Origin of the sequence: Insulibacter thermoxylanivorax (assembly GCF_015472005.1) — a bacterium.
GTDB classification, from domain to species: Bacteria; Bacillota; Bacilli; order Paenibacillales; family DA-C8; genus Insulibacter; species Insulibacter thermoxylanivorax.
In genome coordinates this window covers 1-22,385 of record NZ_BMAQ01000038.1, presented here as the reverse complement: position 1 = coordinate 22,385, position 22,385 = coordinate 1, and the positions used below count along the sequence as shown (strand labels likewise).

General features: G+C 47.8%; 19 protein-coding genes and 2 CRISPR repeat arrays. Of the genes, 15 read left to right on the top strand and 4 right to left on the bottom strand.

Translation table 11 applies throughout. The annotated features are described in order from the left end of the window. Positions 1-82: 82 nt before the first annotated feature. Complete coding sequence (locus PRECH8_RS12435; RefSeq protein ID WP_200967431.1) at positions 83-1,309, bottom strand: MFS transporter; 1,227 nt, start codon at positions 1,307-1,309, stop codon at positions 83-85. Between the two features lie 269 nt (positions 1,310-1,578). On the opposite strand from PRECH8_RS12435, the gene PRECH8_RS12430 reads away from it, so the two are divergent. Together PRECH8_RS12430 and PRECH8_RS12425 are read left to right on the top strand one after the other, a co-directional pair. Then, positions 1,579-1,737, top strand: coding sequence for a hypothetical protein (locus PRECH8_RS12430; protein ID WP_200967430.1), 159 nt, complete (start codon positions 1,579-1,581; stop codon positions 1,735-1,737). Then, positions 1,734-2,465, top strand: a complete 732-nt coding sequence (locus PRECH8_RS12425; RefSeq protein ID WP_200967429.1) for a YwaF family protein — start codon at positions 1,734-1,736, stop codon at positions 2,463-2,465. The genes PRECH8_RS12430 and PRECH8_RS12425 overlap by 4 nt, the downstream gene beginning before the upstream one ends. Positions 2,466-2,815: 350 nt before the next feature. Here PRECH8_RS12425 and PRECH8_RS12420 read toward each other — a convergent pair whose 3' ends face one another. Together PRECH8_RS12420 and PRECH8_RS12415 are read right to left on the bottom strand one after the other, a co-directional pair. Further along, a complete protein-coding gene (locus PRECH8_RS12420; RefSeq protein ID WP_200967428.1) occupies positions 2,816-3,451 on the bottom strand; it encodes a glycerol-3-phosphate acyltransferase in 636 nt (211 codons plus the stop codon). Then, the gene (locus PRECH8_RS12415) at positions 3,448-4,560 is read right to left on the bottom strand and encodes a glycosyltransferase family 2 protein (RefSeq protein WP_200967427.1); all 1,113 of its coding nucleotides are present in this window, start codon (positions 4,558-4,560) and stop codon (positions 3,448-3,450) included. Before PRECH8_RS12415 ends, PRECH8_RS12420 begins: the two co-directional genes overlap by 4 nt. Positions 4,561-4,852: 292 nt before the next feature. Here PRECH8_RS12415 and PRECH8_RS12410 point away from each other — a divergent pair, with 292 nt between their 5' ends. From PRECH8_RS12410 to PRECH8_RS12385, 6 genes are all read left to right on the top strand, one after another. Continuing rightward, positions 4,853-5,413, top strand: coding sequence for a hypothetical protein (locus PRECH8_RS12410; RefSeq protein WP_200967426.1), 561 nt, complete (start codon positions 4,853-4,855; stop codon positions 5,411-5,413). A gap of 35 nt (positions 5,414-5,448) precedes the next feature. Further along, a complete protein-coding gene (locus PRECH8_RS12405) occupies positions 5,449-6,027 on the top strand; it encodes a hypothetical protein (RefSeq protein ID WP_200967425.1) in 579 nt (192 codons plus the stop codon). 187 nt (positions 6,028-6,214) lie between these two features. Continuing rightward, positions 6,215-6,781 (top strand): GNAT family N-acetyltransferase, encoded by a 567-nt coding sequence (locus PRECH8_RS12400; protein ID WP_200967424.1) that lies wholly within the window; start codon positions 6,215-6,217, stop codon positions 6,779-6,781. 475 nt (positions 6,782-7,256) lie between these two features. Beyond that, the gene (locus PRECH8_RS12395; RefSeq protein WP_308808492.1) at positions 7,257-8,117 is read left to right on the top strand and encodes an SDR family oxidoreductase; all 861 of its coding nucleotides are present in this window, start codon (positions 7,257-7,259) and stop codon (positions 8,115-8,117) included. Between the two features lie 23 nt (positions 8,118-8,140). Beyond that, on the top strand, positions 8,141-8,650 hold the full coding sequence (locus PRECH8_RS12390) for an O-acetyl-ADP-ribose deacetylase (protein WP_200967423.1): 510 nt from the start codon (positions 8,141-8,143) through the stop codon (positions 8,648-8,650). A 78-nt stretch (positions 8,651-8,728) separates the two neighbouring features. Continuing rightward, complete coding sequence (locus tag PRECH8_RS12385; RefSeq protein WP_200967422.1) at positions 8,729-9,292, top strand: DUF4256 domain-containing protein; 564 nt, start codon at positions 8,729-8,731, stop codon at positions 9,290-9,292. Between the two features lie 5 nt (positions 9,293-9,297). Here the strand turns inward: PRECH8_RS12385 and PRECH8_RS12380 are convergent, their stop codons facing one another. Further along, positions 9,298-9,588: a DUF1294 domain-containing protein gene (locus tag PRECH8_RS12380; RefSeq protein WP_200967421.1), complete on the bottom strand. Its 291-nt coding sequence runs from the start codon at positions 9,586-9,588 to the stop codon at positions 9,298-9,300. A gap of 415 nt (positions 9,589-10,003) precedes the next feature. Here PRECH8_RS12380 and xynA point away from each other — a divergent pair, with 415 nt between their 5' ends. From xynA to cas6, 7 genes are all read left to right on the top strand, one after another. Further along, on the top strand, positions 10,004-10,639 hold the full coding sequence (xynA, locus tag PRECH8_RS12375; protein WP_200967420.1) for an endo-1,4-beta-xylanase XynA: 636 nt from the start codon (positions 10,004-10,006) through the stop codon (positions 10,637-10,639). Positions 10,640-10,757: 118 nt separating this feature from the next. Then, positions 10,758-11,612: a formylglycine-generating enzyme family protein gene (locus tag PRECH8_RS12370; protein WP_200967432.1), complete on the top strand. Its 855-nt coding sequence runs from the start codon at positions 10,758-10,760 to the stop codon at positions 11,610-11,612. A 307-nt stretch (positions 11,613-11,919) separates the two neighbouring features. After that, positions 11,920-13,792: a CRISPR direct-repeat array (repeat unit 33 nt; unit sequence GTCGCACTCCGTATGGAGTGCGTGGATTGAAAT). A gap of 262 nt (positions 13,793-14,054) precedes the next feature. Beyond that, positions 14,055-17,033 carry a DUF6602 domain-containing protein gene (locus PRECH8_RS12365; protein ID WP_200967419.1) on the top strand — a complete coding sequence of 993 codons (2,979 nt, stop codon included), beginning with the start codon at positions 14,055-14,057 and terminating at the stop codon, positions 17,031-17,033. After that, the gene (locus tag PRECH8_RS12360) at positions 17,030-17,764 is read left to right on the top strand and encodes an RAMP superfamily CRISPR-associated protein (protein WP_200967418.1); all 735 of its coding nucleotides are present in this window, start codon (positions 17,030-17,032) and stop codon (positions 17,762-17,764) included. The genes PRECH8_RS12365 and PRECH8_RS12360 overlap by 4 nt, the downstream gene beginning before the upstream one ends. Next, complete coding sequence (locus PRECH8_RS12355) at positions 17,761-18,789, top strand: hypothetical protein (RefSeq protein WP_200967417.1); 1,029 nt, start codon at positions 17,761-17,763, stop codon at positions 18,787-18,789. Before PRECH8_RS12360 ends, PRECH8_RS12355 begins: the two co-directional genes overlap by 4 nt. Continuing rightward, positions 18,770-19,618 carry a hypothetical protein gene (locus PRECH8_RS12350; protein ID WP_200967416.1) on the top strand — a complete coding sequence of 283 codons (849 nt, stop codon included), beginning with the start codon at positions 18,770-18,772 and terminating at the stop codon, positions 19,616-19,618. Before PRECH8_RS12355 ends, PRECH8_RS12350 begins: the two co-directional genes overlap by 20 nt. Continuing rightward, positions 19,619-20,503: a CRISPR system precrRNA processing endoribonuclease RAMP protein Cas6 gene (gene cas6, locus PRECH8_RS12345; RefSeq protein WP_200967415.1), complete on the top strand. Its 885-nt coding sequence runs from the start codon at positions 19,619-19,621 to the stop codon at positions 20,501-20,503. Between the two features lie 307 nt (positions 20,504-20,810). Beyond that, positions 20,811-22,334: a CRISPR direct-repeat array (repeat unit 33 nt; unit sequence GTCGCACTCCGCATGGAGTGCGTGGATTGAAAT). Positions 22,335-22,385: the final 51 nt, after the last annotated feature.

The following is a 22,385-nucleotide window of genomic DNA, read 5'->3' as shown; positions in this document are numbered from 1 at the left end:
TTTTTCGCCGAGCAGCAACAAAAAAAGGACCTTGCACGATGCCATGATGCATGCGCTGCAAGGTCCTTGTGTCTCTCCAAGATTAATACTTCGTCTGCCATGCCGGTTGTTGATCTTTCTGCAGTGCTATCTGCGGCGCGGATGCGGTTCTGCCGTGAAGTACATAATATAGGAAGATCGACAAACCTACGATGACCGCCAGCGTCAGATACATACCATCGTAGCCGATCTTCGGCACCAGGAAGCCGAGCAAGAAGGGACCGATTCCGACACCGCCGTCCAAGCAGATGAAGAACGTCGATGTTGCAAGCCCGTAGCGATGCTTCGGTGTCAGCTTGATCGCGATCGCCTGGCTGGCGGACATGATCGTACCGAAGCCCAAGGCCGCCAGTGCACCGGACAGCAAGAAGATGAACGCATTGCTGGACATGCTGAGCAGGAGCAAGCTCGCTGCGAACATGACGAGAGCGGGATAGATGACGACGTTATCGCCTTTGAGATCTAACAGCTTACCCGTGAGCGGGCGTGAAGCGAACAATACGATCGAATAGACGATGAAGTAGTAGCTGGCTGCTTCCGTCAAGTGAATCTCCGCCGCATAGGTATTCATGAAGGACACGATACTTGCATAAGCAATCCCCATCAAGATCATGAGGATGGAGATCGGCAGAGCCTTGATCTCGAAGAAATCCCGAGGATGGATTCCTCGTCTCATCTTCTTCCGCTGTTCTTCAGACAGCTCAATCTCCGGAATCTTGGCAAACAGCGTCATCACGATCGCCAGGATGGCAAAGGCCGTACATACGAAGAAGATCACCGAATAATCCGCGTGCTGTGCAATGAACAGGCCCACGAATGGTCCAATAGCAGTGGCAACTGTAGAACTCAGCGAGAAATATCCCGTTCCTTCCCCTCTTCGGCTGTCCGGGATCAGATTCATCACCGAAGTCATCATCGCTGTCGAAGAAGAACCGAAGGCGATCCCGTGGATGAAGCGAACGATCAGGAGTAAGTAGAGATTATTGATCGGCAGATAGAGTAAGGATGCTGTGAGGAACAAGCCTAGGCTGATGAATAACAGCTTCCTGCGGCCGATCAACTCCAGATATTTTCCAGTAAACAAGCGAGAGAATACTGCCGCCAATACGAAGATGCTGGAAGCAAGGCCGGCACTGCTTTCCGATGCTTGGAACTGCTGAATGGCGTAAGCTGCCATCGTGGTCATCAGCGTATAGAATGTCAAAGAGATAAAGAAATTCGTGCCCATCAAGAAGATGAAGTCTTTCGTCCATAATCTCGGTTTAGTCATGGATGCCTACCTCGATTTCTATTGAATTTGTTTTTATAGAATGAATTTCGAATGATTGGATTTTGAAGAAGTCATGGAGTATAAGGTGTTATGGAATATTGGCTGTAAAAAAAGAAAGACACCGCTTCATGGCGAAGGGTGAAGAGACAGTTCGAGTATAAGGCGGAGATTGGTACATATAAGTACAATGAGAGTCAAGCTAAAAGTCAGCACGCACAAATATTCACTTCTATAATCATAGTACGTGTAACCTATCAAGTCAAATAAAGATGAATGGCAATGCGCGTTCCACTGGTGTGGACAAGATGCATCAACTGGGAACCTATGGCAGCCAGACAGCATCTCTTGAAGAGAGGTTTTTGGTTGTTGGTGAAGAAAATAACGTTGTTGGCAAAAAGATCGAGGGAGATGGGGAGGGCCTTAGATGAGAGATTGGCTGGATGCGTATAGTTCGCATACGTTCACCGCATATTCCGCGTCGCATTTGGCTGCTTTGGGGATCATGGCTGCACTGCTTCTAACTTTATATGCCGGGCGGCGGTGGATCTCGCAATCGAATCGCAGGTGGAGGTTGACTCGAGCGGCCTTGGCCGTCGTGCTCATCCTATGCGAGCTCTCTTTGAATTTATGGTATGTCACCGAAGGCATCTATAATGTCAAAGATACTTTGCCATTGGAGCTGTGTACGATCTCCTTGTATATGTGTGTGGTGATGCTGATCTGGAGAAGTCGGGCGATTTTTCAAATCGTCTATTTCACAGGGATCGGCGGCGCCTTGCAGGCCTTGCTCACTCCGGTGCTGTATTATGATTTTCCTCATTATCGGTTTATTGAATTTTTTGCGGCGCATATTGCGATCATGTTGGCGGTACTCTACATGGTCTGGGTGGAAGGATACCGCCCGACGCTGAAGTCCATTGCGATCACGATGGGTTTTCTAAACGTACTTGCTGGTGTGGTCTATGTGATCAATACGATTACCGGCGGCAACTATATGTTCGTCTCCCGCAAACCCGACACCCCGTCGCTGCTGGATCTGCTCGGCCCGCATCCCTGGTACATCCTCTCCTTGGAAGTCGTGGCCGTGGTGTTGTTCTTGCTGCTCTATCTGCCCTTCACATGGAAGAGGAAGGCTGCTCGAGAGCTCGATGCGTGATGCGTGAGAAGGCAATAAGTGCCGGAAATAAGTGCCGTATGAGGCCGGCAATAACTGCCGACTTGTCATGTACGATGGTGGGAAAGGTACACGGAATCGGATTGGTGCATGAGACGGCAATCTTTGTCGATTCAACATGGGAAGGGGCGGGGACGCATGTGAGAGACGATAAAATATGTTGATTCAGCCGTACGGAAGCGAGATTGGATCGTGAGACGACAAAGTTTGTTGATGCAGCTCATGCAGATACGGGATCGACGTGCCAGACAACAAATCCTATCGTCTCAGCATGGACAACAGCAGCAAAATTGCGTGGGACGACAAACATTGTCGACTCAGCATGCCATCCACTAAGCAGAATGCGTATACTCTTCTTCCCTGTCCTTGAGCTTTGCTCGGATCAGCTGCGCAATGCCGACGCGGTTCTTCCAGAATAAGAGCAGGAAGTTGCCGAGCCAGATCCAGATGACATAGGAAGGGTATCCGGCATAGTACAGGTAGATGCCCATCAGCACGAATCCTGCCGTCGTCATCAGCCCGTTCTCATCGCTGGTCGGCATCGCGCCGTTCTTCATCGCGATCGTCAGCAGCAGAAGCACGGCGAGGATCAGCGCATAAGCCAGGGATGCACGGAATTCTGTGAGTGCGCTCCATACGCCGAAGGTAACGGCCAGGCTCTTGCCGCCGTTAAATTTCAAGAAGGGCGTGAAGGCGTGTCCAGCAATCGGCGCCAGAACGACGGGGATCAGCTGATCACCGCTTGCCAGTCCGGAATTCACGACGATGGAGATGGGCAAGTACCCCTTCATGAAGTCGAACAGGACGCCCAACAAGCCGAAGCGATAACCCGCCGCACTCCACAGGTTCGCCGCTCCCGGGTTGCCGTCGCCGATGGAGCGGATATCCACTTTGAGCATACGGCCGATCCAATATGAGAACATCAAGGACCCGATCAAGAAGCAGACCAGCGTTATCATGATCGTCATGATGCTTTCCCCCCTACATCGATATATCTGCCTTTCCAGATGACTTGTTTACGAACAAGAGAGTGATACAGAGAGTAGACGAGCACGATCAAGAAGAAGATGGTCGACAGCACATGGAGTGCGGGATGAATCCATCCGAAACGACCGATGGAATGATTGATGATGTATATTTCTATAGCATATAAAATATAACCGATCAACAGCGGCAGCCAAGGTCCATGACCGATGGTGAAGATCCAGCATTGCGAGATGATCAGTCCGATCAGCCACAGGATCACGAAGAACAAGGTCAGCGGCTGGAACTTCGCGATGCTCAGGATCGCCGCCTTGCCGAACCCTTGCAGCACACTGCGGATGCCGTCGGGATACATGCGGAACGATACCAAGCCGAAGCCGATATAGTTGGTGACCTTGATGCCGGCGCGTTGAAAGCTTGCCCCTAGATTGAGATCCTCAAGCATCTCTGCATGGATGCTCTTGTGACCGCCGATCTTCTCATAGTCCTCTCTTGTCGTCACGATACAGGCACCGAAGAGCCCTTTCTCACGGTTCTTTCGCTCGAAGGGCGAGGTGAAGACGAATACCCCGAGCATATTCAGGATCATCGCGAATCGTTCATAAAACTTCTCAGTCATGTGATATGGAAATGCGGAGATCACGCCGCCCTGTTTGCCCCGTTCCGCAGCGAGCGATTCAATGGCTGTCTCTGCCAGCCGTACATCAGCATCGAGGAAGATGAGAAGATCACCGGTCGATTGCTGATATCCGTTCCACAGCGCCCAGTTCTTGCCCGTCCATCCCCTGGGCAGTTCGGGGGAGGTGAACACTTTGACACCGTAGCTTTCGGCGATCTGCCGCGTGCGGTCCACAGAATGATCATCTACGACGATGATCTCATCGGGTTTGCGGGTTTGTTGTTGCAGTGATTTAAGGAGTAATGGCAGGTTGTGTTCTTCGTTTCTGGCTGGGATGATGATGGAGATGGTTTCTTTTGGAGGACCCGTGCGGTGTACGGGAGCAGATGGTGCAGGGATGGTATTTCTTCGGAACAGCACGAAGCCGGATATGAGTCCTGCAGCGATCACTAAGGATAAGATGATGCTGAACATCGGTCATCCCTCCATCATAACCATATTATGCTAGGACGTGTTGTTATGTCGATGATATAAGTTTGGTGCTGTAAGTAGGTCGAACGTTGTATATTTTAGAATATTCGTCGACGGGTTGTTTTTTCCCTCCTGCTTACAGCCTACCTTGGTTGGTTTTCCTAAGCCCTTGATGCATTGACGAGAGGGGTATTTTTAAATATTTTCAACAAATATACATTAAAAGAAATGATTGACAACAATATCATAATGGAGTAAAGTTGATATAAACAAAGTTTAGTAGAGGTGGTTTAATATGAGAAATAAGGTTTTATTTTTAGCCTCTACTTTAATCCTTGTTTTTACGAGCACTACTTATGCATCTACTTTCTATAATGCGGGCAATTCTTCACCTCAGACTGTATGGGTGTATGGAACGAATGTTTGGTCTCGCGAAGGCATTTGGGATCTGAAGAATGATTCCAATATTCCTGATGGAGCGACAATAGATCTCATAAGCGTGGCATATGACATCTGTACTACTTATCTTGGATGTGGGATGAACTATAACAACACACATGTAGCGTTGTTTAATAGCCAAGGCAACGGTTATTATATTACATCGGGTATTTACATAACTAATTTTAGGGGAGAACCAGCAAAACAAATTTGGACAACTCAGTATTGGGTTTCAAATAATTTAGTAGGTGGTAGGGGTTGGATCAAACCGGTGTTAAGGCTCTATTGGAATGATCCGGTTACAGGAACTTTCGGATTAACAACTATAAATTCGAATGGTGATTTTGAAACCATAGAGGAATCTGCTATCACTCATTCGATTGTTGCAAGAAAGTCTGATGCTAGAGTAAATAAATAAAAATGGTAACTACAACTAGGTTGGAGGAATAAAGGATGAGAATTTCTTCTGTCAGCGACATAACTGCGAATCAAGTTTCTTTTGGGATTGCGACGGATCATTACGATCGCCGGGATCTTCGAACTGGGCATCGTGCCGATCAAGTGGAACTGTCGCCGATCTTCCAAGCATATGCCGTTCCAGCCGCGAACAGTCAGAATCAGGTGAACATCAAACCTAGTGAAGTGTACTCATTTGGATCCATCAACGGCAAGCCGCTGCGTTTTAGGCTGCACAGCAATGGCCTGATCGAAACGAATATCAGTCCGATGATTCAAGCATCCGCTCCTGGTACAAGCGTTACTCCTTATCAATATGCAGCCGCGATGCATCATAGATCCTATACAGAAGAGGAGCATCGTGAAGCGAACCGCCTCATCAGCCGCCTGATGGATCTGCTGGATCTGTCAGCGAATAAGATGACCATGGAGGAATACCGCTCGCGAGAATCCTCCCCCTATTCCGTCAGTACGGCGAAGTTATTGGAACACCTAGGGATCAATCCGGCTGAAGTGTTCACGATCAACGGGGTCCGATACCGGTTTAACAACGGAATCTTAACCAGACTCTCATAATATATTCAGTAAGCATAGGAGCCAAGACGGCTCCTTTTTTTATTATACCGAAAGGCGGATGGATGCAAATAGATGCCAATCTATTATAATGTAGGAAATATTCTGGGAAAATATTTCGCAAGAGATGGCGATGGACGGGGAATAGAAGTGGTCGTCAGCTCTGGAGCGAAGAAGAGGTGTTCGATAGATGACAGATCTGTTGCATAAACCCACCATAATCGGGGATCGCGTTATTCTTCGGCCGTTTGAGCCCGGGGATATCCCATATATGGAACAGTGTCTCAGGGACCCTGAGGTGATCAGGCTAACGGGAAGCGATGAGGTATATGACAGCGAGGTTATCGTTCGCTGGTACAGCACGCGCAATGAGCAGGCAGACCGGTTGGACCTTGCCATTGTTGATCGCAGCGCCGATGTAGTCGTAGGAGAAGTGGTAGTCAATGAGCACGATCCCGTTAAACATAGTATGAACTACAGGATCCTCATCGGACCAAGGGGAAGGAATCGCGGGCTGGGAACCGAAGCGACCTTGCTGATTCGAGACTACATGTTCCAGAATACCGATCTGAAACAATTGACCTTGAGCGTCTTTGCCTTTAATCCGAGGGCACAGCGCGTCTATGAGAAGACTGGTTTTGTCTTGGAGAGTGTGGAAGAAGGGGCACTGGAAGATGACGGCAAACTGATCGACTCATATAATATGGTGCTCACACGGGAGCGATGGGAGAAGTTAAAGGAAGCCGGCGGGGTGTGATCGAACGGGCATCTGAAACGATACATTTTGATGTCTCATGTACCCATTCCGCCGTTGCACGGACTGAGTCAGCAAAAATTGTTGTCTCAAGCATGGATACTGCCTCTGACAGGCTGAGTCGACAGGAATTGTTGTCTCAAGCGTGGATTCCGCATCTGGCAAGCTGAGTCGACAATGATTGTCGTCTCACGAGCGGTCGCAGCAGTGTCGAAGCAGTGTTGCAGCGGTGTCTCAGATGTTGCTCACTGAATCGACAGTTACTGTTGACTCACGGAACCGCATGGCAAGAGAACTGCACCCCCATGATCAGAAATGCCTGGTCATGGGTTTTTTGATTCCAACCGCTCATTTTACTTCATCCCAACTGGATAAACTTGCCGAGGGTCGGGGTTATCTTGCACAATAGATTATGAAAGTAATAGAGCAGAACGCAAACCAAATCAAAGCACGCATCGACTGGACAAGGGTGAGGATGATGAAGAAAATCGCGCTTGTTACAGGAGCGAATTCAGGACTAGGGAAGGCATCGGCGACGGAGCTGGCGAGAAGAGGCTATCATGTCGTCATGCTGTGCCGCAGCGAACAGCGGGGCAGAGAGGCACTGCAGGAGATCCTCTCGAAGAGCGGCGGTTCCGCAGAACTGTTGCTCGCCGATCTCGGGGATATGGCCAGTGTGGCTCGCTTCTGCGAAGCTTACATCAGCAAGTATGACCGGCTGGATCTGCTCGTCAACTGTGCCGGCGTGATCACCTTGGACCGGCGCGAGACGAAGGATGGGTTTGAGCTTCAGTTTGGCGTGAATCACATCGGCCATTATCTGCTCACCCGCAACCTCCTGCCGACGATCACGCGCACTCCGGGAGCACGGATCATCGTCGTCTCATCGGGGGCGCATAAGATCGGGAAGATGGATTTTGATCAGCTGGATATGAAGCGGGGTTACTCCGCTTTCGCAGCCTACGGTCGTTCGAAACTGTGCAATATCCTGTTCACCCGGGAGTTGGCACGCCGCCTTGAGGGAACAGGGGTAACGGTCAACAGCATGCATCCGGGAGCAGTAGCCTCGAATATCGGGATCGATCGGGACACGGGATTTGGCAAGACGGTAATGCGTTTGCTGCGGCCTTTTTTTCAGACACCAGAGAAGGCAGCGGAGACGCTCATCTATCTGGCGACCAGCGATGAGGTCAGCGAGGTCACCGGTCAATATTACTACCGCCTCCAACCGGCGAAGATCTCGAAGCGTGCCAGCGACGATGAACTGGCGCGCAAGCTGTGGGAAGTCAGTGAGGAGATCGTGCGTCCTTACCTGATCAGCAGCCTGGATGAATCATAAAAAATAGAAAGGATGTTCAAGCGATGCCTTTGAAGATCATTCGTGCAGATATCACCCAGATTCAAGCCGACGCGATCGTCAATGCGGCGAACTCTACCCTCCTGGGCGGCGGGGGAGTGGACGGAGCCATTCATCGCGCGGCCGGACCGCAGCTTCTGGAAGAATGCCGCACGCTCGGCGGCTGTGAGGTTGGACAAGCGAAGATCACAGGCGGCTACAACCTGCCGGCGAAACACGTGATTCATACCGTGGGGCCTGTTTGGAGGGGCGGCAGCTGTGATGAAGCGAAGCTGCTGGCGGACTGCTACAGGAATTCGCTGGCGCTGGCCAAAGAATACAACCTTCGCAGCATCGCCTTTCCATTGATATCCACCGGAGCCTATGGATATCCTAAAGATCAGGCGATGGAGATCGCGGTTTCGGTGATCGAAGATTTTCTTAAGACGAATGAGATGGCGATCAGCCTGGTGGTCTATGACGAGGAGTCCTGGCAACTGGCTCAAGAACGCTATGAAGCGTATCTCGATAAATAAATAGAGATAAGAACTGCAAAGCTGCATAGCCGAGAGCTTCCCCCGTCAGCGCTTATCTTGAAGAGGAGGTAAAAAAGCATGAATGAAGTCAAACGAGAATTGCTCCCGGAGCAGCGCGAGGAACTGCTGGCCGCATTGAAGGAGCGGTTCCACAAGCACATGGAACGCCACGAAGGAGTAACATGGGATGATGTGCAGGCAAGGCTGGAATCCCATGCGGAGAAGCTGTGGTCTCTCTATGAGATGGAGAGGACCGGCGAACCGGATGTCGTAGGAGTGGATGAACAAACCGGTGAGTATATCTTCTTCGACTGTTCACCGGAGAGCCCGACGGGACGCAGGAGCGTGTGCTACGACCAGGCGGCATGGGAATCACGCAAGAAGAACAAACCGGCGATCAGCGCGATGGAGATGGCGGAGAACATGGGCATCGAGATGCTGACGGAGGAAGACTACCGCAAGCTGCAGACGCTGGGGGCTTTTGATCTGAAGACGTCGAGCTGGGTGAAGACCCCGGAGCGGATTAGGAAGCTTGGCGGAGCCCTGTTCTGTGACCGCCGCTATGACACGGTCTTCCTGTATCATAACGGAGCGGAGTCCTATTATGCAGCCAGGGGATTCCACGGTTCGCTGCGGGTGTAGGATGTCTACAGGATTGGATAAATAAGCAGCCCCAACAGAACCATATGACCGAGGATGAAGAGCGGAAGTAGCAAGCGGAAGGAAAGATGCTTCGTCTTATGACGCAGCCGCTGCATTCCGATGAACATGCCTAAGGCGCCTCCAAGGAGAGCGATGGTAAACAGTCTCTTCTCTGGAATGCGTCTTTTTCCTTTCTTAGCGGATGATTTGTCTGCGGCCATGGCGGTGTAAGCCAGGATATTGATCACTACGGCATATGCGCTGATCCAGAACCAGATTGATGTCGGCCATTCCATGGGGAATCCACTCCTGCCTATCTGTTGATCTACTCTTCCTATTATCCCGCTGATCATCCTGATGGGCAAGAATCCAACACAGATTGATAGGAAGCAAGCTTCGCTGATCGGTGTGGTGTTGTTTTTTTACAAGTGATAGTTGCAGGATCGCGGGCCTGCAAGTCGATATTTGACGATTCTTAGCGCATGTCAACGAAGAATTATGACGAATCGTGAATGTTTAATTTTTGGGGGTATATGTTTAATATCTTAAGTGAAATTAAAACGCTTACAATCTAAAATTTACCTAAGGGGAGGTGCATGCCTATGATTGTTCTATGAAATAGGCTGCTAGAATCGTTGGTTCGGAGACGGGCAATGATAGAGAGATGAAGATTGTGAAATGAGAATTCTATGATCATTGGGAGGTTTAACGATGAACAAAGTGAAGAGAAGGACCGTCTGGTCGGCGGTGATGGTCGCTGTGCTGGGTTTGTGCCTGTTTGGGGCATCCGTTAGTGCGAATACGCACTGGCAATATTGGACCGATGGAGGCGGAACGATCTACGCCAACAACGGCCCCGGCGGAAACTACAGCGTAGAATGGTACAACACGGGGAATTTCGTGATCGGTAAAGGCTGGGCGACAGGCTCTCCGGATCGTGTTATCAATTACAATGCCGGCATCTGGGAGCCTAGTGGCAATGCGTATCTGACGTTGTACGGTTGGACAAGACATCATCTGATTGAATATTACGTTGTAGACAACTGGGGAACCTATCGTCCTACAGGAGAATGGAGAGGTACGGTGTACAGCGATGGGGGAACATATGATATCTATCATACGATGAGATACAATGCACCTTCGATTGATGGTACAGCGACCTTCCCGCAATATTGGAGTGTTCGTCAGTCGAAGCGCCCGACGGGCAACAATGTTTCGATCACATTTAGAAATCATGTCAATGCTTGGTACAATGCGGGCATGCACCTTGGTACAAGCTATTCGTATCAAGTTCTGGCAACTGAAGGGTATCAAAGCAGCGGCCGTTCCAATGTAACGGTATGGTAAGACGGTGACGCAGGCTGCCGGTCCGAAGCAGGCCGGCGGCCTTACTCGCACTGCCGGAAGCGAAGGGCATATGGCTGGTCAACGACGTACACATGACCAAGTAAAGGAGATCGATCCGATGAGAATTCGCCTGCTGTTCTTCATAGCGGTATTGATGATCGTCAGCGCCTGTTCGCAAGCGGAGACGAAGACGCGGGATAAGGATACGGAGGAACGTTTTGTCTTGGTGGAAGGCGGGACATTCGTCAGCACGAAGTCGAACTACTATGGGGAAGAGATCGAAGTGAAAGATTTTTATATAGGCAAATATGAAGTGACCCAGAAGGAATGGTATGAAGTGATGGGGACGAATCCTTCCTTGTTCAAGGGGGATGACCGTCCTGTGGAGATGGTCAGCTGGTACGAGGCTGTGGAGTATTGCAATCTGCGGAGTATCCGTGAAGGTCTGGAACCGTATTACAATATCGATAAGGAAACGGTCGATCCGCATAATAAGAGTGAATATGATCCGGTGAAGTGGACGGTGACGATCAATCCGGAGGCCAACGGCTACCGCTTGCCTACCGACATCGAGTGGGAGTATGCCGCCAGCGGGGGCAAGTACAGCAAGAGCTATATCTACAGCGGAAGCCATGATGCCGATGAAGTCGCCTGGCACTGGAGGAACGCCGGTGATGAATATTTGACGGGGGATTGGAATTGGCCGGTGATCGAGAGCAACAACAGCAGCACGAAGCCTGTCGGTTCCAAGGAACCTAATGAACTAGGGCTGTATGACATGTCCGGGAATGTCCGGGAATGGGTCTGGGACTGGTATGAAGATGATATTATAGAGAGCGGTTACTATCGCATCGTGCGGGGCGGCGGCTGGATCGGCGATGTGGTGAACACCGAGATATCGATTCGCGGCAGATTCGAAGCCAGCGGCCTAGGTCCCGATCAAGGTTTCCGCTTGGCGCGCAATGCTTCCTAAGTAATAGGATTTAGGGATGATGCAGATATTCAACAGGGTTGAGCCGTCGATCAGAGTGGTTCCTATAAGTTTCTAGATAAAAGATGAGAGGGTATGATCGCAATTCTGTAATCTATCATGAATCCCTCTCTTTATTCTGGTGCGAACCCCAAGTGAACATGAATTCCCTGGGAGGTTCGCACCCCGCGCCGCTCTAAGGAAGTCGGCGTTTGGTGTACCAAAATACAGGAAAATATAGTACACTAAAAACAGGTTCGCACTTTCGGGTCCGGGAGACCTTGAGGAACGAGGGCTCTCAGCCCCGGCTGTCGCACTCCGCACGGAGTGCGTGGATTGAAATGTAGATGATTGCACTTATTATGACTGCTAGAATAAGTCGCACTCCGCACGGAGTGCGTGGATTGAAATTCCGGCGTCGGAACTTCAAAGAAAATACACTGACGTCGCACTCCGCACGGAGTGCGTGGATTGAAATCAGCACGCGGCGTCTGATTTTTTCCTCGTTATCATCGATGTCGCACTCCGTATGGAGTGCGTGGATTGAAATTTTTTGTTCCGTCTCCACTCGCAGGGTTTTGTCACGTCGCACTCCGTATGGAGTGCGTGGATTGAAATACCTCTTTTTTAAAATAAAAAAATCATCACTCGGTCGCACTCCGTATGGAGTGCGTGGATTGAAATACTCCAGACATGCAGATCATCTTTCCAACCATTGTCGCACTCCGTATGGAGTGCGTGGATTGAAATAAGAGCAGGAAACGGGAGGCTGAGGCTTTTCAGGATGTCGCACTCCGTATGGAGTGCGTGGATTGAAATGTCTAGTGCTACGAATCCGGTTTTTGTGGAGGGATGTCGCACTCCGTATGGAGTGCGTGGATTGAAATCCTATCGATACGCTCTTCCTCAATGTCCCGTGCAGCTAAGTCGCACTCCGTATGGAGTGCGTGGATTGAAATACTTCGAGCGGTGAGATCGTCGCGTTCGTCGAGACGTCGCACTCCGTATGGAGTGCGTGGATTGAAATACTCCAATTATCTTAGCAAAATCCTACACACAATGTCGCACTCCGTATGGAGTGCGTGGATTGAAATTAAATTCGTGACTCCTGATATAATGCGGTCACGCTCCAGGTCGCACTCCGTATGGAGTGCGTGGATTGAAATTCAATGAAGTCAAGAGAGCCGCCAACCGGGAGGAGTCGCACTCCGTATGGAGTGCGTGGATTGAAATTTGTTCGTATGTGTATTTGAGGTATTCAAAGATCAGTCGCACTCCGTATGGAGTGCGTGGATTGAAATTCAATGAAGTCAAGAGAGCCGCCAACCGGGAGGAGTCGCACTCCGTATGGAGTGCGTGGATTGAAATCTTATATGTCACATAGTGGTAAAGGGTTTTCATAGTCGCACTCCGTATGGAGTGCGTGGATTGAAATGATGGCTGCTCGGTATTGCCCCTCTGCCAAATCACGGTCGCACTCCGTATGGAGTGCGTGGATTGAAATTTAGAGCTTTACGGATCCCCCACATTACAGCATAGTCGCACTCCGTATGGAGTGCGTGGATTGAAATAAGCGATATGCAGCCCCAACTTCGGTTAATGGCACGTCGCACTCCGTATGGAGTGCGTGGATTGAAATAAGACGCGCAGGGCTGATTCCGTTTTTAGCAGCTATGTCGCACTCCGTATGGAGTGCGTGGATTGAAATATATAAAACACGCCGAGCGGGATCCATTCGGCAACAGTCGCACTCCGTATGGAGTGCGTGGATTGAAATGCTTTGCCATCACGCTCAACCCACCCAGGCATGCGCCGTCGCACTCCGTATGGAGTGCGTGGATTGAAATTCCAGATGGGCGCAAGTGGAGACTAGAGTGCGCCGTCGCACTCCGTATGGAGTGCGTGGATTGAAATTCAATTTGTTACCGTAGAGGCTTTTTATCCTCTACGTCGCACTCCGTATGGAGTGCGTGGATTGAAATTGTATCCGGCTTCGAGCGTTCAGCCTCGTCAATGTCGCACTCCGTATGGAGTGCGTGGATTGAAATCCTCCCAACTCAATTCTTGATACTTAGTCCAAGTCGCACTCCGTATGGAGTGCGTGGATTGAAATAACTGCTCATTGAAGAAGTTCGGACTGGTCAGTAGTTGTCGCACTCCGTATGGAGTGCGTGGATTGAAATTTCGCCGAGGCAGCACGTTCTTTGATGCTCTTTTGTCGCACTCCGTATGGAGTACTGTTTAAGGTCAAAATAAATACTATTTTTGCATTTCTGCGCATTTTTACATCGCACCCTAAATGGGTGCGAGTTTTTTGTATTCCGAACTATAACTTTTTATAAATTATTGAAGTTTCTCTGATTAATAGGAGGATATAGGAAAATTGGCGTAGAATCTATCAAAAGAACTAATGTAAGAATGTGTTGCTAGTGGAGGGCAGATATTATGCAACATATGTCACTTGAAAATTCAAAAGAGAAAGCGCTGCAATCCGAAAAGACAAAAGACTGTAAACCAAATAAAGACGTAATTGTGGATATATATAAGAACTATCGATATATAGAAAGTTCCATAGTAAATCAACTTTATATGAGAGTTGCAGTGCATTCGGGTATGACGGGGTTTGCTCGTGAAGATGTATGGTCTCAACTTTTTGAAATGATCATTCCTAAGAAGTTCGTCATAGAACATTCCGTTTTTATCATTGATTCTAGAGGTAATATTTCCAAAGAAGTGGATTTAGCAATCATTGACGAAACTTATACTCCCTATATTTTCCGCTATGGGCGTTTGAAATTTATCCCGATTGAAGCAGTAGCCGTCGTTGTGGAATGTAAAAGTAAGAGTATAGATGAGAATGATATATCCTGTTGGATTGAAGCCATCACAAAATTAAAAACAGCAAACAATTCAATAGCCAGAATGGCAAGAAATATATCGGTTGACGCACCGCGGACACAGCAATCCACTCGCCCTATTCGGATCTTATGTACATTAGCACCAAACGTGAAAGACGAAATAGCTGAGAAATTTGATTTTGTCCTGTTTGCTGGACAAAGGAAGGCGGAAAACAGTGATGAGGAACTTGGGTATATCGATGTTAAAGTGAATGGAAAGAAATCGTTGAAAGAGTGGTTCTTAGAGTTAAATTTTCATGATGTAAAAACTCCGAAAGATGTACTTGAAGACAATGAAGTAAAGCTGCTTAGCAAAATTTCGTTATCAGATTTTGAAGTGTACGATGCTAACCAAGAGTCGATTCCTTTGCTTTCTTTTAATTTTCAGTTAAATCAACTGCTCATGTTAATCAACAATCCGATTCCGTTCCCTCATCGTGATTATGCGGGACTTTTTAAGAAAAAATATGTTGTCGCCATATCCATCGATAAAGTCCAGGCATTCCTTTATCATATGCTGCAAGCGCAGGTTCAGGAGCATCAGTTGGACAGCGGCTCCCTTAGCGACATTGTGCAATCTTCGAACCTAATCTCTGAACAGCTATATAAGGATATCGGGATAAAAGAGTACGAAGGAGAATTCAGCGGTCACATTAGAGATGAGTTGTTGAAATCTTCGGGTTTGTGCATTTTCACTACCACTCTTGATCGTGAGGAGATCATAAAAAGATTGAATCGGCTATTTAAGAGATATTACAAGCAATCTTCAGGGCAGCTCCTTATGAAATATGTATGCTTTGAGATGAATGTTCGAGAGGAAGGGGACAAGCTTCAAGCAATTAATAAAAGCAAGCGTCTCCTTAAACAGCAAGACTGCTTGAATCAGATTATCGAGCAGAATCAAAAAGTGTTGTTCCAATTTAACGATCAGCAAGAAGGAACCTTTCATAAAAAGCATGATCAAGAAAAGCAATATTCGTACTTCGCTCCAACGATCAATGCCCTGTACTCTGAGGAAGAAGCGGATAACCCCAATCATTTTCGCATCGCTGTTATCAAAGCTGACTTGGACGGTATGGGCGAATTATTTAGAAATATCCAAAATTACAAAGTCTACAATGCTGTCAGTGACATCTTGAATGAGTATATAAGTTTGGATTACTTACATGAGAAGACTCAAGAATTCAAGAAACATGATCCGAACTTCAAGCTTTACCCATTGTATATGGCGGGCGATGATATCTTCTTCGCTGTACCCATATCTAAACTAACAGATGCCGTGGAAATATGCGGAGATATATTACAGAAGTTGAACGATGAGATTATAAGCATTAAGAAGAGATACGACTATAGGCTGCCCCAACTCAGCATGAGCGTTGGGATCGAAGTTACCTTCAACCGTGAGCCGATTCGTTATTACCACGAAAGGGTCCAGCATCAAGTGGACAGCGCTAAGAGGGCTCCTGTGTTAAGAAAAGACGGGAAAGTAGTGCGCGCAAATTGTATGAAGATCAGTATAAATGACCATGTGTTCTATTTATGCAGAAAGATTAAAGGTGCGGATAAAAAATTTCCTTTGTGGGATTCTTTTTCCCGAGATATAAGAAAGCTTAAGGGAGCTATACAGCAAGGATTTGCAGCTAATCATTTTCTTTATGGTTTGCTGAAAAAAGTCGAGGATCAAACTATTTACAATGATGCTATCAAGTTTAGCAATACGGTTCTTTATCATTTGTTGCCGAAACACTTGACCGGCGAGAATTCCAAACTGCGAGAATTCGAACTATTGGTTATCGATATGTTATTAAACCAGTTGATCATCAATAGAAATCAATTCAACAAAAGAACCAAGATCGGTAGAAACAATCAAAGAGGTAATAAGAAGAAACAGGATTGGATATTATGCTTTGCTGAAACACAGAAGAAGCAGTTGATCCGATACGTTCGTTTATTGCTTTTATTTTCGGATCCCCGCTTCTATAGAAGTGATGAGAAAGAAGTGAAAGAGGATTTCACAAAACATTTATCAAGGGTAAAAAGAAACCTCTTTAGGCTAACAACACAATTTATCTATGAGCGATCTTTGAATCGACTGTTAAAAGAAGTATCAGAAGATGTTCCTGCATTAAGGGGGATTTTCGTAAGGGCTGAAAGTTACGAGCTTCCTAATGGGTATCGGAAACCGATTTATAGAACCCTGCTTATCACTAATTCGATGTTCTATCGGTTCAAGCAATTGGATAAGCAGCATCTAGATGTTGTTGCCGACATGCTCGAAGATTACAACGGCAAGACACAGGAGGAAGTTATTCAGCTAGAAGAAGAGAGAAGGAAGCAGAAGAAAGCTCCTCCAGGGCTCTATTTTGACAAGCAAGCTTTCCTTAAAATCGCAAAGCGGACGAATCTATGGACGGAAGATTATATCGATTCGCTGTTCATTTTTTACCGGTATCATGAGCTTTCGAGGCAATTTAGAGCCATCTATCCCAAGCCAGAAGCGAATAAGTCAGGAGGGAAACAAAAGTGAGCACGCAAGCCATTCGTTTAAAGGTGACGACGCTGTCGAATTTGTTTATCGGGGGGCCTCCGACCACATTTGAGATCGGCGGCGTCGACATGTATACGGTAACAGACTTTGAAGGGAAACCTTATATTCCGGGATCGTCTTTGAAAGGAAGTTTGCGCAATATCGTCAGAGATCTGGTAAGACATCACAAAGATGGGCAAGTGCTCAAGATCGGCCAAGCCTATCGAGAATATTTAGACGCGCAGCTCCAGGAGCATATGAAACGGATCGAGCAATTGAACGGAGATACTGAGAAGGTATCGAGAATGGTCGAACGATACAACAATCAAATGGAACATGCTACGGCGGAATGCCTGTTTGGAATGGAGGGCTTTAACCATACGCCGAAATTAATCTTTAATGATCTGAAAGTTATCGCAACAGATGTGCAGCGTGATTCCTGGGAGCATCTATTCTCCATCGATGCCAAGAACAAGATCCATCCTGATCCTCAAGGTCCAATGGCGAATCCTCGTTTCTACAAAACGGTGCGGCCGGGTGTTGCATTTACTGGCGAGATTCTCCTTCATCGGATGGAACTCTTGCCCGTAGGGACTGATGTGATCCGTTCCTTCATCGAAAGCGCTTTGCAGCAGTTTAATGAGGGAATCTATCGTCTTGGCAATTCTGGAAGCCGGGGCTATGGCAGAGTGGAAGTTGCTGTCATCCAGGAGGAGAGTGATCCGAATTGACCGGTATTGTGACGTATAAGATCAGGATGTCGCAGACAGGGAGGCTCTCACATCTGCCGGATTCCCAAAGAATATTCGGTGCTCTTATCTATCTGTATGATGAGCTGTACTCATCCGAAGAAGCATCTGCTCTGGTCTCGAAGATTAGAGATGGCGAAGTTTATCTTGCACTCTCTAATCTGCTGCCACGCGGCTATCTGCCTGTGCCTCAGCCTTACCTGTATGATCGTCTAAACCGGAAGTCCGAGGGACAAAATCAAAACGATCAGCGCACACTAAAGCAAATATATAAGGCGATAAAAGATCGAACCTATGCACCATGGGAACAGATTAAGCAAATGTTAGCGGTGGACAGCAAGGTCGATCTTGTCTATCCCTATGCAAAGCTGAGGTCAGCGTATCACATCCATGCTGCGATAGACAGCCTCAGGTATGATATGCCCGGACTGGATTCCAATGTTTATTCCGTTCCCGAGCTGGCTGTCGAGGAAATTCTGGCGAGGAAAACAGAGGCGAGGCTCATCCAAGAATTCGACCTCTTCTTAGCAGCTGATGATCATCCTGAATGCTTGAAGCTGATTCAGGCATTGGAACAGGCGAAGGAGCAAGGCAGGCGTTTCTTCCTAGGACCGCGTGCATCGCAAGGATTGAATACGTTCATCATCAAAGAAATCGATCAGGAACCTCAGGAGCGAACGGATCAATCAAAGAACAATGCCTATCTAAATCTGGGAATGCTCTTACCCCAAAAGATTGACTTCAAGAGTTCGTCATTAAAACTCTATACTTCTGAACGCCGTCCCTATCATGTGCCTGAAGGATGGGATCAGAAAGAATTTTCCAGGAAATTCATCAGCTTCATCGATATTGGCAGTATCGTGTATGTCAAGGAAGGATTGCAGAAGGCTGGACAATCCATTCCATCGCCTTACAATCAGTCCCGGGATATCGTCTTTGGCAATGCGTACCTTATGCCGCTAGATATGAAGCTGGAGGTGATGGAAGATGACAGGTCGAATTCATAAGTATACATACCGGCTTCAGACCCTCTCGTCCGTGGTCTTGTCCCCGCGGGGGCACCAAGGTTTCTATCGAGCTGCGGGGGATTTTACTGAGGAACAGATTAAAACTATGAATTCTTTAAAACAGAAAGATGTTATAGATGACGATGTTAACAAGAAGCAGGATCAGCATCGTGTAAAAATCATCTATCCATTTTACCAGTATGGAACTTATGAGCGTTATCAGCCGGAGGAGACACAGTACTATATCCCGGGCTCTTCGATCAAGGGAGCATTGTATCTGGGAAATACGGAGAAGGATGCGATCCGTTTGCAGGTCGATGATATTAGAATTAATTACAATGACCTAAGTTTATACCGGCTGTATAAAGTGCAACATTTGCCCAAGGACAACGAAAGTGATGAGTCCAAGAAATCTGGCGAGATTAAAATCTTTTTTCAGAATCTCGCGGTTGAGATGCTTGATGCGTGCAAAACCTATACGGGCGAAATGTTCAGCGACCTCACGCTTGAGAAAATTTGCGATTTGTTAGAGAAAGCCCACAATAAGAATCAAAGAAAATTACAACTACTGATTAAGAAGGTCGATCAAATACTTGAACAGATGAAAAAGGAAGAGGATCAGAAAATATTACAGCAGATGCAAAAGAACATCGAGGATATTCTACTGAATAAAACGAACGTAGAAGACCGAAAGTATATCCTCATCCTTGGCGGTTATAAGGGGCGTTTACTTGCTGCACCTTGGGAGACTGATAATATGGAAGGCGCGATTTATATCGACATGAATAAAGTGCTTCCCCATGGCCTTGTGACAGTGACTCTGGAGTAGATGGTTGTAATGCATACGGAACCTTTTTACTTATCGTATATTCCGCTCTTGATTCGGCTGCAGTGTTGTGAATCTGTGCAATTACCGCCTTATCTAGGCTCTACCCTTCATGGTGTAGTCGGGTGGAAATTATCTGAACACTCCCCTGAGGCGTACCGCTACCTGTTTGAGAACCGCCGCTATGGGGGAGGCAAGCAAGATATTGTGAATCCTTATATCTTGGAAGTGCCTAGATCGCGAAGAGTCTATCAGCAAGGTGATGTGCTTGATTTTCGGATTCTGCTGATAGGTGATGCGCTGAGGTATGTCGGGGATGTGGTTGGCGCACTGACACAGGATGCTTGGTTTGAACTGGGTGCCCAGAGGAAGAAATTTCGGATGATGGATATCATTCAGGCTGATCAGCTGGAGCCGATCTGGCGGCTGGGTACGCTGCATATGGATGGGGCGATCCCCGAGAGACTCACAGCTTGGCAGCAGGAAGAAGCCATGCGCTGTTCGATTCACTTCTTGACACCGCTTCGCATTCGCCGCGGCGGGGTCTTGATCCGGGAACTCGATTTTCCAACGATTATTCGCAATATCACTCGCAGGGTAGAAGCGTTGGCGGAACGTTACGGCGGATATGTGAATCCCGATGCCGCAGCAACCGTCAATGAGTTGTCTGGGGATGTGAAACAGACTTCTTCGGGATTGTTTTGGTATGATCTGAAGCGTTACTCTAATAGAAGGAATACGAAGATGGATTTAAGCGGATTGTTAGGAGCTATGACCTTTGAGGGGGACTTAACGATATTCGCTCCTTGGCTGCATGCAGCACGGGTTCTGCATATCGGTCGTAACGTTACTTTTGGCTGCGGACAAGTAGAGGTGGGACTATATTGACAGATATGAGAAAATGAAAGTACATCTGAAATCAGGGAATTTGTTTATAATGGATTCCTTTGTTGATTCCTTCGCTTGGTCAGGATATACATCTGCATAGGTTTTAGATGAATTGACTGAAGATCGTTTATGTTCATGGGTGCGAACCCCAAGTAAACATGAAATCCCTGGGAGGTTCGCACCTCCCGTCGCTGTAAGGCTCACAGCGATTCATGTGTAAATTTACGCCAAAATGTGGTAACCTAAAAATAGGTTCGCACTTTTAGCTCCGCGAAGCCTTGATGTTCAAGGCTTCGCAGTACGGGCTGTCGCACTCCGCATGGAGTGCGTGGATTGAAATAATGTTTTCCGCGATTGGAGTACGTCAAAGACAAGTCGCACTCCGCATGGAGTGCGTGGATTGAAATCTTGCTGTACCCCTCCACATCGTCGGCGGTGTACGGTCGCACTCCGCATGGAGTGCGTGGATTGAAATTTGATCAGGTTCTCCCGGCTGTATTTCTTGGACAGTCGCACTCCGCATGGAGTGCGTGGATTGAAATCAAACCGAGCGGAATTTCATCAGGAGGGTCGCCGTCGCACTCCGCATGGAGTGCGTGGATTGAAATTATCCTTATATAGAGGTGATCAACATGTACGGCGTCGCACTCCGCATGGAGTGCGTGGATTGAAATTTGGACGATTTTCGGATTGACGTTATTCGCCAGAAGTCGCACTCCGCATGGAGTGCGTGGATTGAAATTCGCAAGGCTATAGCCTTACGCAGACTGTTTACAGTGTCGCACTCCGCATGGAGTGCGTGGATTGAAATCCTCGATCCCCAGAAGCATTTTGAGCTTTTTGAGAGTCGCACTCCGCATGGAGTGCGTGGATTGAAATGATACGGTTTCCAGCGGTCTGATCTCAACCTGGTGTCGCACTCCGCATGGAGTGCGTGGATTGAAATTTCGATGGATTCGCAACCTCGCAGAGCGTCTCGTAGTCGCACTCCGCATGGAGTGCGTGGATTGAAATTAATGTAGTTAGGAAGGAGTTTTGTACCAGCATGTAGTCGCACTCCGCATGGAGTGCGTGGATTGAAATAAAAGCTCCTCCTCCGGAAGCCGTTGTCGTCCTACTAGTCGCACTCCGCATGGAGTGCTTGGATTGAAATTGTTCGACGCAATTTCAAACGGTGCCTTGAAGAAGTCGCACTCCGCATGGAGTGCGTGGATTGAAATCGTCAGCACGCCTTTAATCAGATCGCCTAAGAACTTGTCGCACTCCGCATGGAGTGCGTGGATTGAAATTGATATACAGATAAGGTTTTATGAAAAAAATTTGTCGCACTCCGCATGGAGTGCGTGGATTGAAATTGATAGTAAAAGTTTTAAGTGCGGCTTTATTCCGGTCGCACTCCGCATGGAGTGCGTGGATTGAAATATGCCTAATTGCTCTACATCGTAGTAACCATCATAGTCGCACTCCGCATGGAGTGCGTGGATTGAAATTATTAATAGTAAAGTTAATTCGATCCAGTTTCCCTGTCGCACTCCGCATGGAGTGCGTGGATTGAAATCGATCTGGCGGAGCTGATTACCAATAGCATTTTTCGTCGCACTCCGCATGGAGTGCGTGGATTGAAATACGGCTCAACCAATAGTGAGCATGTAGAGTGGGAGTGTCGCACTCCGCATGGAGTGCGTGGATTGAAATGATACTTTAATATGTGCCATTACATAATCATTAGCGTCGCACTCCGCACGGAGTGCGTGGATTGAAATAAGCATGCCAACTGTGTTTTTATGTGCTACATATTGTCGCACTCCGCACGGAGTGCGTGGATTGAAATCTTGAGCTTCTCGGCATCCCAATCCCCTTCGATCGTCGCACTCCGCACGGA